At 66.0% G+C, this 23,037-nt stretch carries 1 protein-coding gene (only partly in view); it reads right to left on the bottom strand.

From position 1 onward, the window contains the following. Positions 1–23,037, bottom strand: partial view of a DnaJ domain-containing protein gene (locus QMK34_RS07940; protein WP_326413036.1) — the 3' portion only. It continues 9,876 nt past the right edge of the window; 23,037 of the gene's 32,913 nt are visible here — the last part of the coding sequence; its start codon lies off the right edge, out of view; its stop codon occupies positions 1–3.

Raw genomic sequence — 23,037 nt, forward strand, 5'->3', positions numbered from 1 at the left:
TCAATCGGACTCCACGTCGCTGTCGTCCGGCACGTTGCGCGCATAGTCAAGCTGCTCTTCGGCCTGACTGAAGGTGATGCCGAACCGCTCGGCGAGATCCCCGGCCTCGCACGGTTCGCCGCTGCTGATGGCCGCACGCGCATAGGCGAGGGCATCGGCAGCCCCCAGCCACATAAGAATGCTTTGCGCCGCGCCGAGGCTGACGCCGTACCGCGCGACGAGGTCCCCGGCCACGCACGATTCGCCGCGGTTGAAAACCGCACGCACGTAGTCCTCCGCGGCGTTCGTGATCACCCGGTCCGCCAACGAGGACGGCAGATGGAAGCCGCCGGGCTCCATGCCGTACCGACGGGCCAGAGCAGCCGGCGTGTAAGGCTCGATGCGATCCGCCGCCTCGCGCACATCGGCCGACGCGGCAGCGAGAACCGCGGCCACTGCCTCGTCCTCTTCCTCTTCCAGGTCATCGAATTCGTCGGGAAAGTACCTGTCCTCGATCTCGAAAAGAGCATACGGACGACCGCGATCCGCGGCACTTCGAACGCCGGTGATGGCGACAGCGCGTTTCACGCTCTCAGCCTGCTCGAAGGTCACAGCAAACCTGATGGCCAGCTCTCGTCCGGTCTCCAGACGTGTCGCGTGCGCCGCGTCGGTCACGTACTCGACCATCGCGGCCTCGATCTGGTCAGCCGCACGCGTACGGGGCACACCGTATTTCCTGGCCAGGGCATCGTCCGGGTAGCCCACCCGGCGATCCGCCATCGCGCGCACATCTGCTCGCATGATGGCGTCGATGTGGCGGTCCACTGCCTCGGTGCTGACGCCGAAACGCCCGGCGGCCGACTCGATGTCCAGGGACTCGCCCCCGCGCAGATCGGCGAACGCGGCCGAGACCATCACCTCTTCGGCTGTCTCAAGACTGATGCCGTAGTTGCGGGCGACGTCATCGACAGTTTGCCGCTCGCCGAAATCCGCTGCGGTGCGCACGCCGTCGCGTGCGACGGCGGTGATCTGATCAGCGGCCCACCGATCGGACAGGTGGTACCAACTGCCCAGTTCCGCGGCGGTGTACGGTTCCCCGCGCGCGGCCGCCCGGCGCACATCCGCCCGAGCGGCGGCGTTGATCCAGTCAAGCGCGTCCACCGCGTCCACCCGGCCCCGCCAGACATACCCGCTCAGGTACGCCATGGTGTACCGCCCGGTGACGAGCACCTCGGACAGCATCTCTTGGCGGTGCAGGTAGTCGACGACGGCGGTGGCGATCCGCTCACTACCCCACTCGACCGTCCTGCCGTACTTCTCGGCGAGACTGACGGCGGTGGAGTTTTCGGCGAAGGATCTACCGCCGGTGGCACTCCCCATGACCTCGGCCTCTACGGTCTTCTCGACCAGAATCTCGGCCTCGGCCTCTTCGATCCTGAACCTGGTGGCGACAGCCTCGACGGCGAGGGAACCCGGCCGCCCGAAGCGCCCGCCGTGCGACTCCTCACGCAGGACCATCGCTACCTGATACAAGGCTGATTCGCGACTGACGCCGCGCTCTTGCGTCAAGGTGTCGACCCTGACCCGGAGGCCAGGCGCGGCGCCGTCATTCGGGTGCAGAAACGTCATCGCGCTCAAGCCCGCCGCGAAGAGGGCCAAGTCACTCGCGGAGCGCACGTCGGCCAAGTCCGCGACGAGGTCAAGCGCCTCGCGCGTATTCGCGGACGCGGCGGCCGGATCTGCCCGGTGCTCGACGGCCTCGCGGCTGATGCCGTACCGCTTGGCCAGGTCATCGGTGGTGAACAGGCCACTTTCCACGTCGGACCGCACCAGAACGCCGATCAGGTCGAAGGCCCACCTTCGGTTCTTGCCGAACATCTCGGCCAGGTCGTCCGGGGTGCGTGCACCGTCCACCGAGCGCACCTCGGCGACCGCGGCCAACCTGATCTCGTGCTCGGCCTCCACCAGGCTCAACCCGAAGATCGCGACCAACCTGTTGGCGGTGAAGGGCTTACCCTCGCGGGCATACCGGTGTGCGACGTCGCGCGCGCCAGCGCGGATCGCAGTTCGAGCCGATTCGACGTTGATCTCGTATCCCTCGGCAAAATACTCGGCCGGGTGCAGCACACGCCCCGGGGCGACGGTCAGGCCCACGTCGAATTTCACGGCGTCGGCGATCTGCTCCGCCGCCTTCTCAAGACTGAACCCGTTCTTGTCGGCCAGTCCTTCCGCCGAAAGGGGCTGCCTGGCGATATCGGAAGCGGCCCTGACGATGTCGGACTGGAGGTAGCGCTTGATCTCCTGCCGGAGGGCAAGCGCGTTGACGATCTCGCGATACGCCCACCGGCTGTTCATGCCGTACTTCCCGGCCAGTGTCGCTGCGTCGTACCGCCTGCCCGCTCCGGCCGCCTCGATCACATCGGCGTGCACGGCGGCGTGGATTTGGTTGTAAGCCCATTCGCGACTCTTGCCATACGACTCGGCCAATGCTGCCGCGGTCAGCGGGGACCCGGCCTCCGCTTCCGCGCGTACGGACCTGCGCGCGTTCAGCTCTTCCTCTTTGGCGCGAGCCGGAACCATTTCACGCATGGCCAGGAAAGCATGCGAGATCGCGACGTCCTTCAGTGGTCCCGACCAGTGTGGCTCCGCCTTGATCACCGTATACGCCCACTGATCGCTCATGCCGTAATTCGCGGCCAGGTCGGCAATGGTGACGGAACCGCCACCTTCCACGGCCTCGCGTACGTCCGCGACCGCCGCGACCGCGAAAAGTCTTTCAGCCTCGGCCTTTTCAATCCGGTACTTCCCGGCCAACGCGTCCGGGGTGGATGGCTGCCCGGCCGCCGCGGCAGCACGCGCGTCCAGGACCACCGCGGCCGACAACGCGTCGCCGAACCTCGTGATCAAGGCTGACTGCCGGTGCGGCTGACCCGCGTCCGCGGCCGCACGAATCGCGGCGACCGCGGCGACCTCGACAAGACCAGAGCTTGTCTTGCTGTCGACCGAAGCAGTGAACCAACGCTCCAAAGCCCCGACGTGGTCGGCTGAGTCAGCTCGCGACCCGGTCGCCGACAACCGCTCAGTCGCCGCGCGGATCACCGAATCCCGCGCCCACTCACGGTTCATCCCGTAATTGCGGGCCAGTTCCTTGAGCGGATACCGGCGGTCGGCAGCCATGGCATCCACCACCTCTGCCTGTGCTGCGGCGTCGATCCGGTCGAGGGCCCACGCAAGGTCCTTGCCGTACTTCTCCGCCAGCGCTTCGGCGGTGAACACCTTCTCATCGTCCACAGCCCTGCGGATTTCGGCCTGCACCTCTTCGTTGACCGGCTCGGCCGGCGCCCCGACCAGGAGGCCGCCATCCAGCGGTTCCCCCGACAGCGGCGCGGCGCCAGTCCTCGGAAGGTTCAGATAGCCAACAACATCGCCCGGCTCGAGGTCAGCCATCAACTCACTCTGCAGATCCCCGGCCGAGACAAGCCCATCCACGCCATTGTTGACAAGCGGACCATGAACCATCCCGCCAGAACCCCGCACCAACACCACACCATGAGAATCACGCGGCTGAGCACGCGTGTGCTCGATGACCTGAGCGTACGACGCCGTCACCGCCGTCCCGCCCGTCTCCTCCTCCAGGTAAGCAACAGTCACCGGACCACCAGCCACCACCGGCATCGTCACACCCCCGGCGAGCAGCCGATCAGCCGCGACCACCAACAACCCGCAATTCTCAGTACGACCCGGCAAGCGCCGCGCGAAAGCCTGCCCATTCAACCCCGCAAACAACGGGAACCGGTTCCGGAAGAATTCGGCGTTGGCCTCGGTGTCCACGAAAGACCTGGCATCGATCACCGTTCCGGCAGGCAACGACGAACCCGGACCGTCATCAAAAAAGTCAGAATCATCATCGGAAGAGTCGGACAAGTCCACATCCGCCAGAACAAACGGAGCAGGGGAGCCATACGACGACACGACGGCCGGTGGTACAAACACGTCTTCATCCGGATCAGACTCACTGTCACTGCCCGGCACATTTCTGGCAAGATCGACGATGGCATGGGCCCTCTTGCCGCTGACGCCGTACCGCACCACCAGGTCATCGGCAACAATCGTCTCACCATTACCGCGCGCCTCGCGGGCGAAAGCCAACGCCGCGGTATTGATCTCGGTTTTGGCCTCCCGGTGACTGACGCCATATCGTTCGGCCAGCTGATCCACAGAATAAGCCGCATGACTCGCGTCGAACACCGCACGCAAATCAGCTTGCACAGCTCCACTGATCACTTCATTCGCCGCCGGGATGACCTGGCCGAAAATGTCGTACAAGCTGAACTTCGCGGTCAGAGTGGACCCTGAATAGGGCTCACCGCGATCGGCCGCCGCACGTACCTCCGCCTGCACGGTCGCCTGGACAACAAACCTGGTCTCGGCTTCGTGAACGTCCTCCGGGAAGTACCTGGTCCGGAGTGCGGTTACCGGGTACTGCTCGCCGCGATCCACCGCCGCGCGGAACTCCGCCTGCGCGGCGCTACGCCTGATCGTCCGGGCCTGGCCAACCGAAAACCCGAACCGCGAAGCCAGCGACCTGACGGTTTCCGGAGTGCGACTCGCCGCCGTATCGGCCACATACTCGAAGGCCGCGGCCTCGATCTGCTCATCAGCCCGCAAATTAGGCACACCGTACTTCTCGGCCAACACCCCGACCTCGTACGGCTCACCACGATCCGCCCGCGCCCGCACGTCAGCCCGCACAATGGCGTCCACACGGGACTCCACCAGCTCACGGCCGACACCATACTTCTCGGCCGCGACCCCCAGACCCAGCGACCCGCCAGGCTCGCGCGCCTCCCACGCGTCAGCGAACACCGCCCCCACCAACACTTCTTCGGCCTGCACGCGATCGACGCCATACCTCCGCTCGACCACACCGACGGAGTGCGACTCACCGCGATTACGCGCCGCACGCACCTCGGCACGCGCGAATTCGACGATCTGATCGGCACCCCACCGGGGGACCAGGTTGTACCTCCTGCCCAGCTCTTCAGCGGTGTACGGCTCGCCACGGCTGGCAGCGTCGGCCACATCGGCCCGAGCAGCAGCGTTGAGCCAGCCCAGCGCCCGCTGATACTCCACCCCATGGCTCGCGGCCACCGTGCGCACATACGCGGCCCCGAATGGCCGCACGAGACTTCCCCCGGCCTCGCTTACGGCCGCCACACCGGAAGCCCGGAACTGTTTGACGAGAGCGAGTTCGATTCGCTTCTCGGCCCACTCCGTTGTCCTGCCGTAACGCTCGGCAAGAGCATCGGCGGTAAGCCTGTCTTGGTCCGTGTGGTCGATGATCAGGCCCTCGACGACGGTGTTGATGAGGACCTCGGATTCCGCCTCGCGCGTCCCGGCGTACTCGCTGACAAGCGCGGCGGTCGGCAAGACGTCGTTGTCCCTGCGGGCCAGGTCGCGAACCAGGACGCCAGCCACCACGTAGGTCGCCCGATGCCGGCTGAGGCCGTACTCCCGGATCATGGTGCGGAGGCCCACCTGATCGGAGACCGTTGAGCCGTCGGCGGATCTGACCTGCTCGCCGGTTCCCTTCCTCAGGCCGTCCTCGAGGAGGATCCGGTCGCTCGCGGCGCGCACGTCGGCCACACCAGCAGCGTCAATCTGGGCCTGCGCGTCTTCCACCTCGACGTGGTACCTGGTGGCGAGTTCGGCGGCGACGGGCGTCTTGCCGCTGCGGAACTCTTCGCGTGCCAGCGCGAACACCGCACCCCGGCCCGTCTGGTATAGGACGGCCTCCCGGCTGATGCCGTACCGCTTGGCCAGGTCATCGGTGCTGAACAGACCGGTCTGCGCGTCGGACCGCACCAGGCCACCGATCTGCTCGAAGGCCCACCGGCGGTCCTTGCCGTACCAGGCGGCGATGTCATCGGGAGTGTGCGGGCCATCGGCCGAGTGTGCCTTGCCGAGCGCGGCGGAACTGATCACCTCCTCGGCCTCAACAACGCTTATCCGATAATTCCTGACGATCTCAGAGCCGGTATACGGCCGGTCCGAATCGGCATAGTGGTCCACCTCGGCCCGAGCAGCGGCATGAATCACGGCTCGAGCTGCCCGGACACTGATCCCGTAAACCTCGGCCAATTCCCCGTCTGTGTAAGGGTTCGAGTCATCCGCGGCCTTCATGACCCCGATCTTCGCGGCAGCGGCGATTTGCTCGGCCGCTTTTTCACTGCTCATCGCACGCCTGTCGGCCAGCGCCTCCGGCGAATAGGGCTGCTTGCGGTCAACGGCACTGGCGGCGTCAGCGAAGGCGCTTTGCTTCACGCCAGCCTCGACGACCAGTGCGTTGCCAATCTGACGGTCCGCCCACCGGGTGTTCATGCCGTACTTCTCCGCCAACGTCGCGGCGGCGTACCACCGGCCGTCTCCCGCGGCGTCGATCACATCGGCGTGTGCAACGGCGACGATCTGTTCATCAGCCCAGGTATGGGTCTCGCCGAACTCCTTTGCCAGCGCGGCCGCGGTCCGTGGCCGTCGAGCAGCCACTGCCGTACGCACCGCCGTACGCGCGCGCAGCTCGACCTCACCGGCAGGGGTGGGAATGAGGTCCGCCGAAACCCGGAACGCGTGGGACATCACCGGATCCGCTCGCGGTCCCTCCCACTGCGGCTCGTCGATGATCCGCACATACGCAAACCGGCGGTTCACGTCGTACCTGGTGGCCAGGTCGTCGATGCCGATGGAGCCACCGCCGTCCCGCACCTGGCGCACGTCGGCCATCATGGCGACGCCGACCAGCCGATGTGCCTCCGCCTCTTCGATCCGGTACTTCCCTGCCAAGACGTCCGCCGCGAGCGGCGAACCAGCGGCCGCGGCCGCACGCGCGTCCAGGACCACCGCGGCGGAGACACAAGCCGAAGCGTTCCACGCCTCGTCGCCGAACCTGGTGACCAGATCCGCACGGCTGTACGGCTGCCCGTCGGCCGCGGCCCTGCGGATCTCGGCGATCGCCGCGGATTCGATTACCGCGGTGGCATGCTGGCCGGTGACACCCGCCTCGGTGAACCCATCGAACAAGGATTTGACGACGCCCGGCGAACCAGGTCGCGGATCTGCCGCACGCAATCGCTCAGCCGTAGCGGAGACGGTAATGTCTCGTGCCCACTTGACGGTCATGCCGTACTTCTCCGCCAAGTCCGACAACATGGACGGCTTGGTGGCACCAAGCACGTCGGCCAGCGCGTCGGCGTCGATCCGATCAAGAGCCAGCACGTGGTTCTGGTACTCGCGGGCCAGCGCGCCTGCGCTGAGAGACTGACCGGAATTCTCGGCGGATACTCGTCCTCGGCTGGACCCAGCACCGTCCTGTTCGGACTGATCGGGACGATTCCCGCGGTGGATCAGCCTGCCCAATAGACTGGGATGGCCTTTCCGGCCGCCCGACGGAGACCCGACAAGAAGACTCCAGTCCAAAACCGGACCAAACAGAGACTCCGCGCCAGTCGCAGGTATCGCCAAATAGCCGACGACATCGGCAGGATCGACGTCGGCAATCATCTCACTCTGCAGATCCGCGAAAACGATGACACCGTCCGCACTGTGCTCAACGATCACACCGTGCACCATCCCGACAGAACTGGTCAGGAACACCACGCCCCACGAACCTGCCGGCTGCTTATACGTATGCGCCACAACCTGGTCATATGACGCCTCGAACGCAGTCCTGCCCACTATTTGCGCCAACAGACCGACCGTGACCGGAGCATCACCGTCCATATGCACGATCACACCCTCGGCGCGACTCCGCGCAGCCGCGATCAACAACGGACCGCAGTTCTCCTCAGACCCCGACAAACGCTGCACGTGAACATGCTCGTTAAATCCCACGAAAGCCGGGAACCGATGCTGATAAAACGCGGCAGAATCCCGTTCGCCCGAGAAATACTTCCCAGTGACCACAGTCCCGGCAGTCAAAGAATTCCACGAACCAGCATGCGCCTCAATATACGAAGGCGGCGCCACCGACCCATCAACCGGCGCACTCGACCGAGCATCGGCCAGAGCGGGACTGTACTCCGGCAAGCCAAAAGCCCGATAATCCGGCAACGGCTCATCAGACTCATCAGAACGACGCTCAGTCTCCAACTGCCTCACAGACACCGGAGCCTGCCCCTGCCGAAGCGACGTCCCCACACCACCAACCCGCCCAGCACGATTACGCCGCGGATTAACAGAACCCCCAGCCGGCGAACCGACAAGAAGCTTCGGATCCAGCGCGGCGCCCGGCAACCTCGTCGAACCGGTCCTCGGGAGATCCAGGTAACCGATGACGTCGTCCGGATGCGGATCAAGCGTCATGCCGCGCTGCGGGTCGTGGAAGCTGGGCCGCCCGTCCCCATCACGCTCGACGAGCACGGGGTGCGCCAGTCCGTCGTGGGGGCCACGCAGGAATGCCGCTCCCCATGAGCCGTCAGGCTGCTGGACCGTGTGCGCGACGATCTGGTCGTAAGTCGCCTTGACCGGCCTTCCACCGGTCGCCTCCGCCAACGAACGGACGGTCACCGGACCACTCGCGGCGGCCTCCACGGTGACGCCCCCGGTCAGGGTCTTCTCGGCCGCGATCAACGACGGCCCGCAGTTCTGGGTGTGACCCGGTACGCGCTGCGCGTAGTTCTCCCCGTTCACGCCCCACAACCGCGGCAGGCGGTTGCGGAATTCGGTGCGGGCGGGGTTTTCGATCCAGATCTCCACCTCCGTCGGGCCGTCGGAGTGCACGAAATGCGGCACCGCGTCGAAGCCGAGGTCGCTTCTGGTCCGCCGGTCGGCGACCGGGGTCGTCGGCTGCGCCAACCCGAGCAGTTTGTCCATTTCCCGCACGGTGGCTGAGAAATCCTCCGCGACCCTGGCGGAGCCGAGGTCGCCGTGCACGCGGTACCGCACGATCGGTCGCGCACCGGCGTCGTGGGTGTCCAGGGCCTCCCGCACCAGCGAGTACAGCTTGACACGTTCACCCACGGGCAGCCGGTGCACGTCCGTGGGGTACGCGACACGCGTGGCGGGCTCGGTTCCGTTCAGGCCCGGGTCCTGCCGGGCCTGTGCCAGCTCACTGAAGTACGCGCTCATCGCCTGATCGAAGGACGCCTTCGCGGACTGCTCGGCCGCCGCCAGCTCGCCATCGCGGTCGCCTGTCTCGGCGGACTCGGCGGCGCGAAGCCGGCCGCGGGCGGCCGACCATTCCTTGTCCCGTGCCGCGAAATCGGTGGTCGCGTTGACCAGGGACTCGGGCAGCCGATCGGTCCGATCCGTGCGCCGGATGACGTAGCCCCGGTCGAAGTCGACGTCCACCACGGCGGTGCGCTTCAGACTGACGGTGGACGCGGGCTCGGCGACGAACCGGAAACGCGCACCGTGTGCCCAGGCGCTGGTGAACCCATCCGTGTCCGGCTTCTTGCCGGACGCCGGTAGTTTCTCTCCACCGGACTCAGTGTCGTTGGTGCGCTCGTGTCCGGTCGCCACCTCGCCGAACGAAAGCACCGGCATCGCCCAGCCACCCACCGAGCCGAACAGATCGCGGTCGGGGTAGGCGGTCGAGCCAGTGGGCTGCGGTACACCTGCCGCGAGAATCGGCACCCCGATCGCCTCGTAGGTGTTGTCCGAGCTGAATTTCTTGCCCCAGGTCTCAGGCGTCTTCCTGTCCCCGCCGAGCTTGATCCGGGCACTGGCGCCGATGAGCTCGCCGTGCCCGCCCGGCACGGAATACACACCCAGCTTGATCCCGAGGTCCGGCGGCAGCTCCAGTGGCACCGCCTCGGTGCCGTGCGTGCCCAGACTCCCGGCGACGCGGCCGCCGGCGAGCTCGGCACGCAGCATCGCGCGCGTCACCACGTCCACCGACCCACCCGCGGCAGTGATGGCCTGCTCCGCCGCGCGGACCAGGTCGTCGACGTCGCCCTGGAAGTCGAGTACCCGGTAGTCGGACTGGTCGTCCGGCAACGTCTCGGAGATGTCGGCGGCACGCCACTGCGCGATCGCCCGCCCGTCTGCCGCCACCTCGGACCGCGCGACCACCTCGCCGCGGCGGGAAGTCTCCCCGATGTCAGCGATCAAGGTGTCTTCGATCGGGGTGTGCGTGGTGACCGTGCGGGTGGCCGGCGCTGCCGCGACGCGCTCACCGTGCCGCTCGATACGTACATCGAACAGCATCTCGGTGCGGTGCTCGGCGATCGCGCCCGAGACCGTCTCGGTGTGCTTCTCCTCGATCGTCACTTCGTGCTTGGTCTGCCAGGTCTGCTTGAGCGACTGGACCAGGTACCCGACACCGAAACCGACATTGCTGTACGGCGCGCCGTGCGCGCCGGGATCCGTTTCCGCGTTCGCGATGGCCGAGTCGTTCTGGAACATGCCCACCGGGGCGAATACGGCCATCACCTGAGCCAGCACCCTGCTGAACTTGCGTTCGGAGCCGGCGAGGAACGTCACGTTGCTGGTCTTGACCAGCCCGCCGTGTTTGATACCGGTCGCGACCGGCGCACTCAGCTGCTCGGCGCTCACTCGCAGTTCGTACGTCTCGCCCTTGATCCGGTGCAGCCGGCGCAGGAGGGTGACAGTGCCCCCGTCACGCAGGTCGCCAAAGGACGCCTGCACCTTCCCCAGGCCGCGCTCGATCTCGCGGGGATTGTCCTGCTCGGTTTCCAGCGACGACGAGGGCAGCAGCTTGTCGGCCGTCTCCTGGCCGACATTCCGCACCAGTTGTTCGTACAACGGCTGGATGCGGTCGGTGAGATCGATCGGCTCGGTGACGCTGTCGGTCGACATCGGGACACCGATGTGGTTGCCGGCCGGCACCGGGCTGAGGTCGGTCGAACCGGCCGGGAGGTCCTGCTCCGGCACCGTCTGCTCAGCGTGTGCGCGCCGCGCGTCCACACGTGCCTGCTTGATCCGGATCTCGTGGAGTTCCTTGTCATCGACCAAGATCTTCACGGCCCGCGGCAGGTCGAAGCGCTCCGCGGCCCGGGTGACCGGCTTCGACTTGAACAGCTTCCACGGGTCGAAATTGCCCCGGCTCTTCACCTCGACCGCCGTGGTGACCTCCACCGTGGCACTGACGAGGTGCATCCGACGAGACTCCCCTGGCGTCTTCAGTTCATGGGAGAAGGTCGTCCGGTGTTCCCTCTTGTGGCCGAAGCTGCTCACCCAGAGACCGAGTTCGTGGATGATCGCCCCGAGGCCGTGAGTGGTCGTGCCGGGAGTGCCGTTGGCGGTCTCGCTGGCAACCACGAGGATCGGCTCGACCGAGGGCCGGACGGTCCAGTTGCCGCCGCGCTCGCTGCTCGTCGTGTCGGTACCGCTCACCGACTGTTCCGGCTGCACCCACATGCTGTCCTCGACCACTGGGTCGCGCAGCAGGTACGACGTCGCGACCATGGCGTCCGCGTCCGCTCGCCTGCGGTGCCAGCGCAACCTGCTCCGCCCGTGCGAGTGCGCCTCGTCGATCACAGCGGCGATTTCGCCGCTCTCGGATTCCCAGATCGGGTCGCCTGTTTCCAGCGCCGGGTCACCCGATGCCTTTGCCAGCATCGAACGCACCGAAGTCGCCACGTGCTTGAGCCCGTGGACGCGCCCGACGATCCGCAGGCCGTCGAGCCCGCCGGACGTGCCGCGGCCGAGCTCGTCACTCCGGTTGATCGAGACGTCGTTCAGACTTGTGCGGTTCTCCGGTTGAACGTCGGCGCGCAGTTCACCGTATGAGGCTGGCAGTTCCAGAATGACGTCGACGGTGACCGAACCCGGTTCACGCCCCTCCGCGGCGGCCGCCTCGTCCACGATCGTCAGTTCGTGCGGTTCAGGCGCGTGCTGGCCGGAGCGGCCGACGGTGACCCCGCGGGCAAGATCGTTGTGCCGGCTCCAGTAGGTCCCGGAAGCGGTGAGCTTGACCGTCGCCTTGTATTTGAGCATCGGCTCCGGTCGTACGTTGCCGGCCTCGTCCAGTTCCCTGCCACGGACACCACCGCTGGAGACTTGGGTCTCCTGCTGCACTCCCGGCTTGTTCAACCGTTCGTGCGTGACAACGAGATTGTTGTTGAGCTGCGGGGAGCCGACCACCGCCGCGTACACGCGCCCGACGATGCCACCGCCGAACGTCCAGATCCGGCTACGGCTGAAAGTGCCGGTCGCCTTCTCCGTGACTTTGCCCGCCGTGACGGGAAGGTCCGCGGGACCGAGGGGGATCAGGTCGCCGACCAGGCTGGGGGTCAGCTTGGTCGTGACGTGGTAGTCGTGGCCCCTGCCGGGTTCCGGCTCGAGTTCCAGCACCAGCGGCTGGTCGGCGACGAGCTCAGTGGCCAGCGCGGCCAGTTCCCCCGCGGAGATCCCGTCGCGGATCTGTTCTGTCCTGGCGAGTTTGCGCTCCTGCTTCGCCGAGATGCCGCCGGAAAGGGCCTCGTCTCCGAACTCGGTGACGAACGTGGTGTCCCGCCACTTCCACCGATGGTGCCCTGGCAGTTCCGCCGTGGAATCCCGCACGACCTTGCTCAGCAGCTCGGCCGCCTCGTCCAGCTGCAAGGCCGCCGAAGTCGCGGCATCCACCACCTCCTGGCGCGTGGGAGCCTTGTCCGTCACCGCGTTGGCGTCGATTCCGGCGCGGGCCGCGTCTTCGGACCTCGACCATTGGTAAGCGTTCACGGCGCTGGCGAAGGTGACCGGCGAGTGCCCCGCTTTGCGGACCTGCAGGTCATAGAGGACGCGGCTGCGCACCAGCGAGACAGTGCCGGAACGGGTGGTCTCGGCTCCCGTTTCGCGGTTGTAGCCCTGTTCGTGACTGCGGCCGTGGCCAGCGGACACGATGCCGCCGACGCCGACCGCGACTATGCCGACGTCGGCTCCCGGACCGGCGGAGAGCGAGAAGTTCGCGTTGTGCGAGGCCGTATTGAGGCTGTTGCCCGTGCCGAGCTTCGTCGTCACCTCCTCGTACTCCGCACCCTCGATGGTCTCGACGTAGATGACCCGCCGCGCGACAGCGCGCATTTGGACGCGCCTGCCCTTGTCGCTCAGCAGTTGTTTGAAGGGATTCCTCTTCACCAGCAGCTGCTTGATGGGATTGCCCCGCAGCGCCAGCTCGTTCGAAGACACCCAGCCCGCGCCCGTCGCGGCCTGGGCCGGCGTCACGGCCATCTCCGGCAAGCGTTCCTCGACGTTGGCGTCGCTCACGAACTTCCGCAGGACACCGAGTGAGTCCTTGTCCAGCGGGCCGACGTGCGCGGAGACCTGCTCGAACCGGCCATCCGCCCGAGAATCGCGCTGGCGCAACGGCTTGCCGTGGTACCGGCCGCGGACGTTGTCGCGGGGGTCGGCGTGTTCCACCACGAACGTGGGCAGCGTCGACGGCATCGGCACTTCGCGCCCGGTGTTACTCAACCCGATGGGCACGCTCAACTCGACCGAGACCGGGGTGTCCCCGGGGCGGAAGGCCTGGCCGACCTTGACTTCGTGGCCGGTCGGGTTCCCGGAGCTGTCAAGACGCACGACGGTGAAGGTGACCGGAGCGCGCACCACCCGCATCCCCTGGAAGCCGGTGTCGCTCTTCGGCTTCGCCGGGAGCGAAACGCCGATCCGCACTTTCCGCGAGTTCTTGCGCGAGTCGCTGCTGGATACGGTGGGAGCCGTCGAAACGCGACCTGAGCCGCTGAGGAAAACGCCGGGGATCATCGGGACGAAGAAGAAGAACCTCGCCAGCGGGCTGCGGTCGGCCGAAGCGCCGCCGTGGGACTCCCGCGTCTGCTCGGTCTCGGCCGAACCCGTCGGCGCATTCGCGTCGACCGGCTCGGCGGCCGACAAGTGCACCTCGGCGCGGACCAGTACGCGTTTCCCGTCGATGCTCATTTCCCGGCCGTCGCCGCGGAACGACTCGAGTTCGTTCTCCACGGCGTGCCGTAGTGCGCGGACGTCCGAGGCGTCCGCCTTGCCGGTCACCAGGCTCTTGGCCGCGTCGACCACCCGGTCGGCGCCCTTGGTTCCGGCGAGCTGCGTCCCCGCACCGAAACCGCCCCGGTTGCGGAGCAGGTAGCGCGGGAGGCGCCGCCACCAACGTTGTGGGGCGGGTTCGGTGCTCGCGGTCTCAGTAGCGATGGTGTCGTTTTCGGTGACCTCAGTCTGAACCTGGTGCTCCACCGGCGCGTCGTCGTGGCTCTCGACGCTCGCGCTGTCGTCGTGGTTCTGAGTCGCGGGGTCACTTCGCATCTCAGGCTCAGACGTGCCATCCACGCGGCCGGGCAACTCCAGCGAGCCGACACCGTGCTGCTTGGCGTCGTCGAAGAGCTTCCGCGGCGTGGGGGTCGCCGCCTCGGGATCCGGGTTCGAACCGTTGCCGGTCAGCAGCGGGATCAGGTCCTCGCGGGTGGCGTGACCCGCGAACGGGCCACCGCCCACCAGCCGATCCAGTTCGCGGGCCACCTCCAGGTCCCGCTCGTCCAGGTCCCTGTCCGCCTCCAGGCCGTACAGCTCCCGCACGCGATTCCGCTCGGCCTGGTCGGCGTGACCGGGCTCGCCGATTTCCCTGCCCAGCTCGACGTTCAGCTCTGGGCGCGCGGCACGCAGGTCCGCGACCAACTGTTCGGCCTCCGCGCGAGTGAGGCCGGGCCGCTGCTCGCTACCTGCCTCAGCCTGCCCCCAGCTGACTACCACCTTTTCCACGTAGGAAAGGTCAAGGGGGCCGTGGATCTGCCCTTCCAGGAAATCGTGTGTGCTCGGGCCAGGGGCATCCTTCAGCACGGGATCGAATTCGTAGTCGGTGGCTTCGGCGACGAGGTGCCGGAACAACTCCTCGTGGCCATAGGCGAGCAACGGGTACAAATGCTTGTTGTCGGTGTAAGTAACAGCGTTCGTATCCGCTTTCACGCCCACCGAGTCCCCAGGCGTGAACGTAGTGCGAGTACGGACGTCAGGGTTCCAGTGCAGCACGACGGTGCCGTACTGGATAGCAGAACCTTCCATCCGGCTTGGTGGGATCAGCGCGCTGTAGCGTGGCATCGCGGCCGGGTCCGACACGGTCGTGCCGTCGCCGCTCTGGAAGGCGGAGGAGTAACCAAACAACCCCTCCGCCTTGGCACGTTCGCTGACGTCCGTGGAGCCCTGCGAAACACCCGTTTCCCACAGATTCCGGATCGGCTGCCCGTCAGAGAGCAGTCGCATCAGCGGGATGTGGCCACCGTTGCCGTCAGGCACCAGCCGGTTCGGGAACAGGTTGGTGACGGTGGGCCAAGATTTGAGCTTCTCGTGCGCCTTTTCGGCGATCTCGGCTCGCGTGGCCTTGTCAGTCGGGTAGTTCACACCCACGTAGTTGTTGAGTGTGCGTATTCGGGCAACGGCATTGTTGCGGTCGCGCTGATTGAACTGCTCGCCACGAAGTCGCGCAGCCTCCAGCGCCCACGACTGCGCAGCAGTCAGTTTATCCCAGTCCGGCTCGTCATTCGGCGAGCCGGGATCGCGCGGTTTGGCCATACGTTCAGCTAAGCGTTCCAACTCGGCACCGTCGGGCACCATCCAGCGGCTCTCGTTCGCCGGATCCTCGGCGTCCTCCAAGTCACGACTGTGCATACTCAGCGGAAGCGTACGTCCCGTGTCGAACAGAACCTCGATACCGCGGCCGCCCAGTGGCGGTTCATCCCGGTCGTCTTCGACGGCGTCCGGGTGTTCCGTCGCGCTCAGGGTACGGCTGCCGACCGGTGTGTACACCGGCGCCAGAACCATGTCCGACGTCACCGGCGAGAACCACACCTCCGCCGGAGTCCCCAACCACTCTATCCGGTGCGCCTCCGGATCGTAGTAGACCACCTTGTCACCGAGCTTGTGCACAGTGAAGAAATGGCCACCCAGCTTGCCGAACTCCGCGAACACCAGTCCATGCGCACCGTCGGTGTCCCTGCTCCTTACATAATCCTCCACATCGACATATCCCTGCTCTTGCAACTCCATCGGCGGCAAGCCGGTCTCCGGCACCTGAGTTCGATGCACCACCCCACTCGGACCTGCCACGAATACGGTCGCCCGATCACTATCCGCCTTCAACATCTGAATCGACGACGCCAGACAATTCGTGTCGTGCCCTGGAGTCCCCGCGACGTAGTTGTCCCGGTTGATCCCCTGTCCGTGTGCGAATTTCTCGTCCAGAAAGGCCTGCTCGGCGGCCGGATCGTCCACAAAGGTCTCAGCCGAGACCACACCAGGCCGCGGCCCGGACGCCGACGTCTGCGAACCTACCGACGCACCACCAAAACCGAACGAGTCATACCACCGATTCGAGCTCCGGCCACTGCGCCCGCCCTTGCCGCCACGGTCCGCACCGGGGCGCCCGCCTCGGCGACTACCCGACGCCTGCGGCCGCATCTGCGCTCGCATCTCTGCCAGTTTACGGTTGCCGTCGTACCGCGTCTTTGTGAAAGGATCCGACAAAACTTCGTGGGCGGTGCTGGCAAATTGGAAGTACTCGGCGGCAACCCCCTTTTCGATACCCAGTTCCAACGAAAACTTGTCCGGATGCAACTTCAAAGCTAGCTTTCGGAACGCCTTCTTGATCTCAATCGGGTCCGCAGTCGATTCGAGGCCCAGTACCGCGTAGTAGTCCTCCGGATTCCTGAACTGCTCCTTCAACGAGCCCGGTTTACCCTGCTGTGCCGAAGTGGTCTCGTTCCCCTGCTGAGCTGACGACTCCCCACTCGGCTGCCGCGGCCGAGACTTCGCCTGCCCACCCCCACCAGAACGACCCGGCGCGGGCGTCGGACCAGACGCCTCCGGCGTGGGATCCGGCCGAGTACCGGACGGCTCCGCATCCTGGCGGCTCCTGTCACCGAAAATCTTGGACAGCTGATCGAACGCCTTTTGGAACCGCTGACGCTCCGAATCGTCCAAGGTTCCATTCCAAAGCCGCCAATGCGCCCGTTCGATATGGTGCAACTGCGCATCAAGGGGAACGCCCAACACCTCGTACGGGTCCTCCGCCGGAGACCTTTCCGGTGCCGGACGCGCGCCGGGGGCAGGCGCGGGTCGCGGCACAGACTGCGGCGCAGGCCGGGCCGCGGGCGGAGGCGTCGGCGCACGCGGAGGCACCGGCCGAGATTGAGGCGCAGGCCCAGGCCCACGGGAATTCCTACGCGACCCGGACACCGGCACCGGCCGCGACGTACCGCCACCGGACGGCCCCGCCTCGCGCCGCGGCGGATTAGGCGCTTCCCGCCGACGGGCCTCCACTTCGCGCCGACCGATTTCCTTGAGCTGGGCTTGGGTGAAACGAGTATTGTACCAAGGCGTCGTTTCCACTAACCGCTGGTGACGGCTTCCGCCCTCGCCGCGCGGCATCCGTACGGTCAGCAATCCGGCGTTGTCCAGCACAGTGACGTGCCCGCCAGGCATCATCACCATCGGCCCATTACCGGTGTACACCGTCAATTGGGGATCGATTTCGACCAGCTTGGACGCGAGCTGCTTGGCGACACCACGAAGATCGTCGCCCGTTACCAGCAGCAACAGCGCCGTGCTATCCCCGACCTGCGGAATCCTGCTCAGGATCAGCGCGGCGGTCTCCTTGTCCACCCAAACCTGGCGAGATCCTCTTTCCTCGCCGATTTGCACCGCGTACTTGTTCCCTCTGGCGTCGATCGTCACGGCCGGCGTACCGACCAATTCCAAGGCATCCACGGAGTCCGGCCGCGTAAATCTGTTATTCATAGCGCTGATCGCCGACTCGCGAGGAACCGTGCGCGCAAATCGGATAATGCCGTCGACAGTACTTTCCACCCAGTCACGCGTCCTGGTCACGTCCGACTGAAAGGAAATCAAATTCAGGCCGGCCATACCGGGCACCCTGTGATTAAACACCTCGTGGCGCGTTTCCTCCGGCCGGAACGAGATCTCGTACCCTGCGTCATCCGTTCCCCGGTAACGCATGGCGGGGCGAGACGCTTCTGGCACGGGGCCGGCCGGCCGGCCTGACGACCGCGTGCCCGGCCGAGTTCGAGGCGCAGACTGAGCCGCAGGCGGAGGCGTGGGCGCACGCGGCGGCACCGGCTGCGACGCACTGCCACCGGACTGCCCCGCCTCAGCCCGCCGCGGATTGGGCACTTCCCGCCGACGGGCAGCCATTTCGCGCCGATCGATTTCCTCGAGTTCAGTCAACGAAAAGCGGGCGTCATCCCAGGACTTCATTTCCACGAACCGCTGATCACGGTTCCTGTGCACGTCGCGCACCATCTGCACGGTCAGGAATCCGGAATTGTCCAGCACTACCAGGTGCCCGCTGGGCATCATCACCATCGGCCCGTTGCCGGTGTACACCGTCAATTCGGGTTTGACTTCGACCAACTTGGCAGCAAGTTCTCTGGCGGCATCGGGGAGATTATCGCCTGTCACCAGCAGCAATACCTGTTCGTTTTCCCTGACTTCTCGCCTTTTGCTGAGGATAACCGCGGCCGTCTCCCTGTCCAGCCAGACCTGGCGAGATCTTCCATCACGAATGACTTGTACCGCGTACTTCTGATCCCGCCTGGCGTCGATCGCCACGATCTGCGCGCCGTCCAATTTCAGGCCAACAATAGAGCCCGGCCGCGCGATGGCACTGGTCGCTGTCTCGCCAGGAACCGTGCGCACAAGGGAAATCACGTCACCGCGTACACCGTCCAGCCAGTCGCGCATCCCGTCCGCATCCGACTGGAAGGAGATCAAATTCATGGGGGCCGCGCCACGCCTGTTACGCTCAAATACCTCGACGTCTAATGCGTCCCGCTTGAACGAGATCGCGCGCCCCGCGCTGTCAGTCCCCTGGTAACGCGAGGGCGGCCTTCCCACCAGGTCCGGTCGCGGGTCATCGGCGGCGTTGTCGGGTGGCCGGAGAAGCTGCTCGCGGCTTCCGCCCGGCGAGAGGAATTCGTCCCGGTGCGGCGTGAACCACAATTTGACGTCGGACCCTTGCAGATCGAGCCACTCGCCGGTCGTACCGTCGAAGAATTCGACCAGGCCTGTCCGCGGATCGTGCACCACGTTGATCGGATGGCCAACACCATCCTCGCCGGGCACCGGCATCAATGAGCCTTGGCTGACTGGTGATTCCGCTTGCATGAATCGCCGAACAGCGTCGTACCCGCCTGGCATCGGCAAATACATTCCCCCGACAACAGCCTCCACCGCGGCCGTCCGCACCGGACCGGTCGTCGAGACCGCCTCGGACTGACGCGGTGCATCCTCCCGCGACGCCTTCCACGCATTGTGCGTAGCCACCAACGCGGGACCACAGTTCTCGGTATAACCAGGCCTACCAAAGTTCGGGTTGACGTGAACCAGCGCGGGAAACACGAGATCCCGATACCCGGTCTTCGCGAACTCCGTGGCGAACGGCGTCCCCGCTTCGACACGGTCCGCCTCCTCCCGCACGGAGTCCCGAATGGGCTGGAGCGTCAACGCCGCATCGTGGTCGTCCGTGATCTGGTCAAGATCCACGAACGTCCGGCCTCCAGTGGACTGCAGATGATCGAACACCACAGCCAGCGATCCGTGCTCCGGCAAACCGAGCCGGTCGCGCTGCCGGGCCGCCCACCCCGGATACAGCCGCACCACACTCGCCAGATCGACCTTCCCCTGCCCATCCCGCGCCACGTCCACCGACTGCACGAAGGCCGCGATATCCTGGGGATCCACCACCAACCGCACCGCACCCGCGAACAACTTGTACGCGTCCATGCCGATCTTGTCCGCCAGCCCGCCCACATCACCAGGCACGCGACGGATCACCTGTGCCAGCCCCAAGATCGGCCGCACGTGCGCACGCCCGAGCGTATCCACGGCATGTCGCAAGTCGCTGCGCTTGAACCACGATTCGTCGGGCAGGCGCGATAACGCCGTACCTGCCTCAGACACATAGTCCGGTGGCAGTCCGTTCTTCTCAGCCCACTCCCGCACCCGATCGCTCGTCACCTGCAGGCTAGCCAGTTCAGTCGCTGAAGGCTGCTCAGCGGCCAGGAAGCGGAACACCTCGGCACGCGTCCACCCGTACCGGTCCGCTATTTCGTCGGCCAGCGAATTGATATTTTCCACCAAGTGCCAGAACGGTGCTTCCAGCGTCCCGTACTTTGTCATCAAATCGTCTTGGACTTGGGACCTGATAAGTGCACCGAATGACACCAGCGCGCGCGGATCGATCTTCAGGTGGGTGATCAGGTGGTACACGATCTCTGTCTTGACGCCCAGATCCGTCGCCCGGTTCGCCAGATCCATCGGCACCCGGCCAACTTCCGCGCTGATCGAACGCAACGCCCGGAACTCCTGCCGCAACGAGGGAAGCCCGGAACGAGACAGACCCACCATCACCTGGCTGTAGTCCAGCCACGGCGATTCGGCGGAATCCCGGGCGATCGTCTCGGCGTCCAGGGCCATCCTGGCGCCCCAGCGCTGCAGCACCAACTCCGTCAACCGCGACCGCACCGGCTGGACGAAGGCCCGCGCGTCCCCGGTCGACATCGCCTCCACCTCCGCGACCGTCCGGCCTTGGTCACGCAAGAACTCCTCCACAGCCGCGATCGACTCATTCGCCGACAACTGAAGATGGCTCCGCAGCCCTTCGGCCCACGCCGGGTACTCTGCCTCGATCTGGTCGACATTCGCACTGTCATCAGGGTTCCGCACCGAATCACCCGCGGAACGCACAAACGCGGCTATATCGCTCGGATCCGCCGTCCACTGACGGGCAACGCTGAGCAGATCTACCGGCCGCATCCGAATCTCATCGGCCACAATGCGGATATCACCCGGCACTCGCCCCGTCAACTGGGCCAGGTCCAACAAGCTGTCCAAGGACTTGATGCCGATCGCGTCAACCGCCCGCGTCACCTCAGTGCGATCAATCCACCATTGGCCCAGCATGTCCTTGAAATCACCCTTGGCTGCCGCGACAGCCACATAATCCGGCCGGACATCATTGCGGGTCGCCCATTGCTGAGCCGCCACCATGAGCGAGTTCCCATTCCCGCGCGCTCGCCGCCCTTGCGGCTGCGCCCACGGCTGCACCCTATTGGCGAATTCTCCCGCCTCCTTCATCGCCTCCGGCGAGGGCCGCTCTTCGTCAAGGAACCTGTACACGTCCCTTTCCCGCCAACCCAGCCACCCAGCCAGATCGGCGACCAATACCTCGGCACGGTCCTGCGCGTCCTGATCCAGGTCACGCTGTTTGAGGCTGTCGACCAAATCTGTGAACGGCCGCAGATGCCCCGGCTCGACGTTCATCATCGAAGCGAGCCGGAAAAGCCGGAGGGTGCTGACCCCCAGTTCCGCCGCCACCTGTGGGAGGTCCGTGGGAACCCGCCCGATGCTGGCGCTGTACGCGCGCAGCTGGCGGACATGGCGCGGCGTATCCGCCAAGTCCAGTGCGTCCAACTGGCTGCGCACCTCGGCGTCGGCAGGCACCGATTGCCCGACGGCGCCTAGCTTGGTTCTGCTCCGGGCCAGGCTGATGAAGCGTCGTGCTCGGGCCTGGGGCTGCCGGTTCAGTGAGGCGAGCGTCACGGACTGCGACTGTTCACGCAGGAAGTCGGCGACGGCGTCGATCGACTCCTCCCCTACCAATCCCAAATGCTCGCGCAACCGCTGCACCCGCCCCGAGTACTCGGCCTCGACCTTCGCCGGGTCGGCCTTTCCGCGGACATTTTCCACCAAAGAAGCATTCGAGCGCACGAACTTCGCCACGTCTGCCGGATCGGCGCCCAACCGCGAAGCCACCCTGAACAGCTCATCGACCGGCATCCCGCTGTCCCGCGCCAACTGCCCGCCGCTGCCCAACCACTCCACCACCCGCTCCGGCGACGGCCGCACCGCGGTCAGGAACCGGTGCACGTCCAGTACGTACTCCCAGCCCAACCAGTCACGCAACACCCTGACTCGGTTCTGGATGGCGTTTTCGAGCTCCGTGTACCGATCCGTGGTAAGGCCGCTGCTGTCGAAGAGACCGTGAGCCGTACTCACCAGATCCTTGAACGCCACCAGCGCCCGCGGATCGATGATCAGACCGCCCACCAAGGTTTGGACGAGCCGCACCGAGACACCCACCCGCACGGCCGTTTCTTCGATGCCGTCCGGAACCCGCCGCATCGCACGACTGATCCTGAGCAGGTCCTCAACGTCCTCAGTGGCGGGTGCCACCTCTGAAACGGAGGCAGCAACGACGATCCGGCGGTAGTCCACCCATGGCGAGTCGGACCGGTCCTGATCGATCATCTCGGCGGTCAGACCGAAACGACCCGACCACCGCTGACGCACCCCCGTCGCCAGTCTCGCCCGCACACCATCGACTTCTTCCCGCGCGGCACTGTCCGACTCCGCGTCCAACGACGCGAACGTCCGGTCGCCGTCCTCACGCCGCAGATGCCGGAAAACCTCCGCGACCGAATCATTGGCCGTCAATCCCAACCGCTCGCGCTGACGCGCGTCCCACGTCGGGTAGCCGTCCGTGACCTTCCTCAGATTCACGACACCGTCCGAACCCAGCACCGAATCACCGGCGGAGTGTACGAACGCCGCCACATCGGCGGGATCCACCCTCAGCCGCGACACCACATCGAACAGCTCAGCGTCGTCCACACCGATCTCACCGGCCACGGCACCGATATCACCCGGCACCCGGCCTGTTATGCGGGTCAACACCATAATTTCTGGCAACCGGTCGATCCCCAGCGAATCAACTGCCTGTCGCAAGCCGTCCTGGCTGGCCGCTGGGTCGTGGCGCATGACGCCGAACTCGTTCCAGTCCACGGCCCACGCCATCCGCAGATAGTCCGGCCGGACGTCGTGGGTCGTCGCCCAAGCTTGCGCGTCCCGGTAAAACGCGTTGCCCTGTTGTCGCCACGGGTGCCAGCCCCTGGCGAAATCACGCGCCTCCGCCAGGTCTTGCTCACTGGGCTGACGGTCACCGATGAACCGGAACATCTCACGTTCGGTCCACCCTAGCCGCCCGGCAAGGAAGCGGGCCTTCGCGAGGACCTGGGACTGCTCCTGGTCGATGGTATCGTCACCGGAACTGTTCCTGAG

Source organism: Amycolatopsis sp. H20-H5 (genome assembly GCF_035828755.1).
In the GTDB taxonomy this organism is placed as follows: Bacteria; Actinomycetota; Actinomycetes; order Mycobacteriales; family Pseudonocardiaceae; genus Amycolatopsis.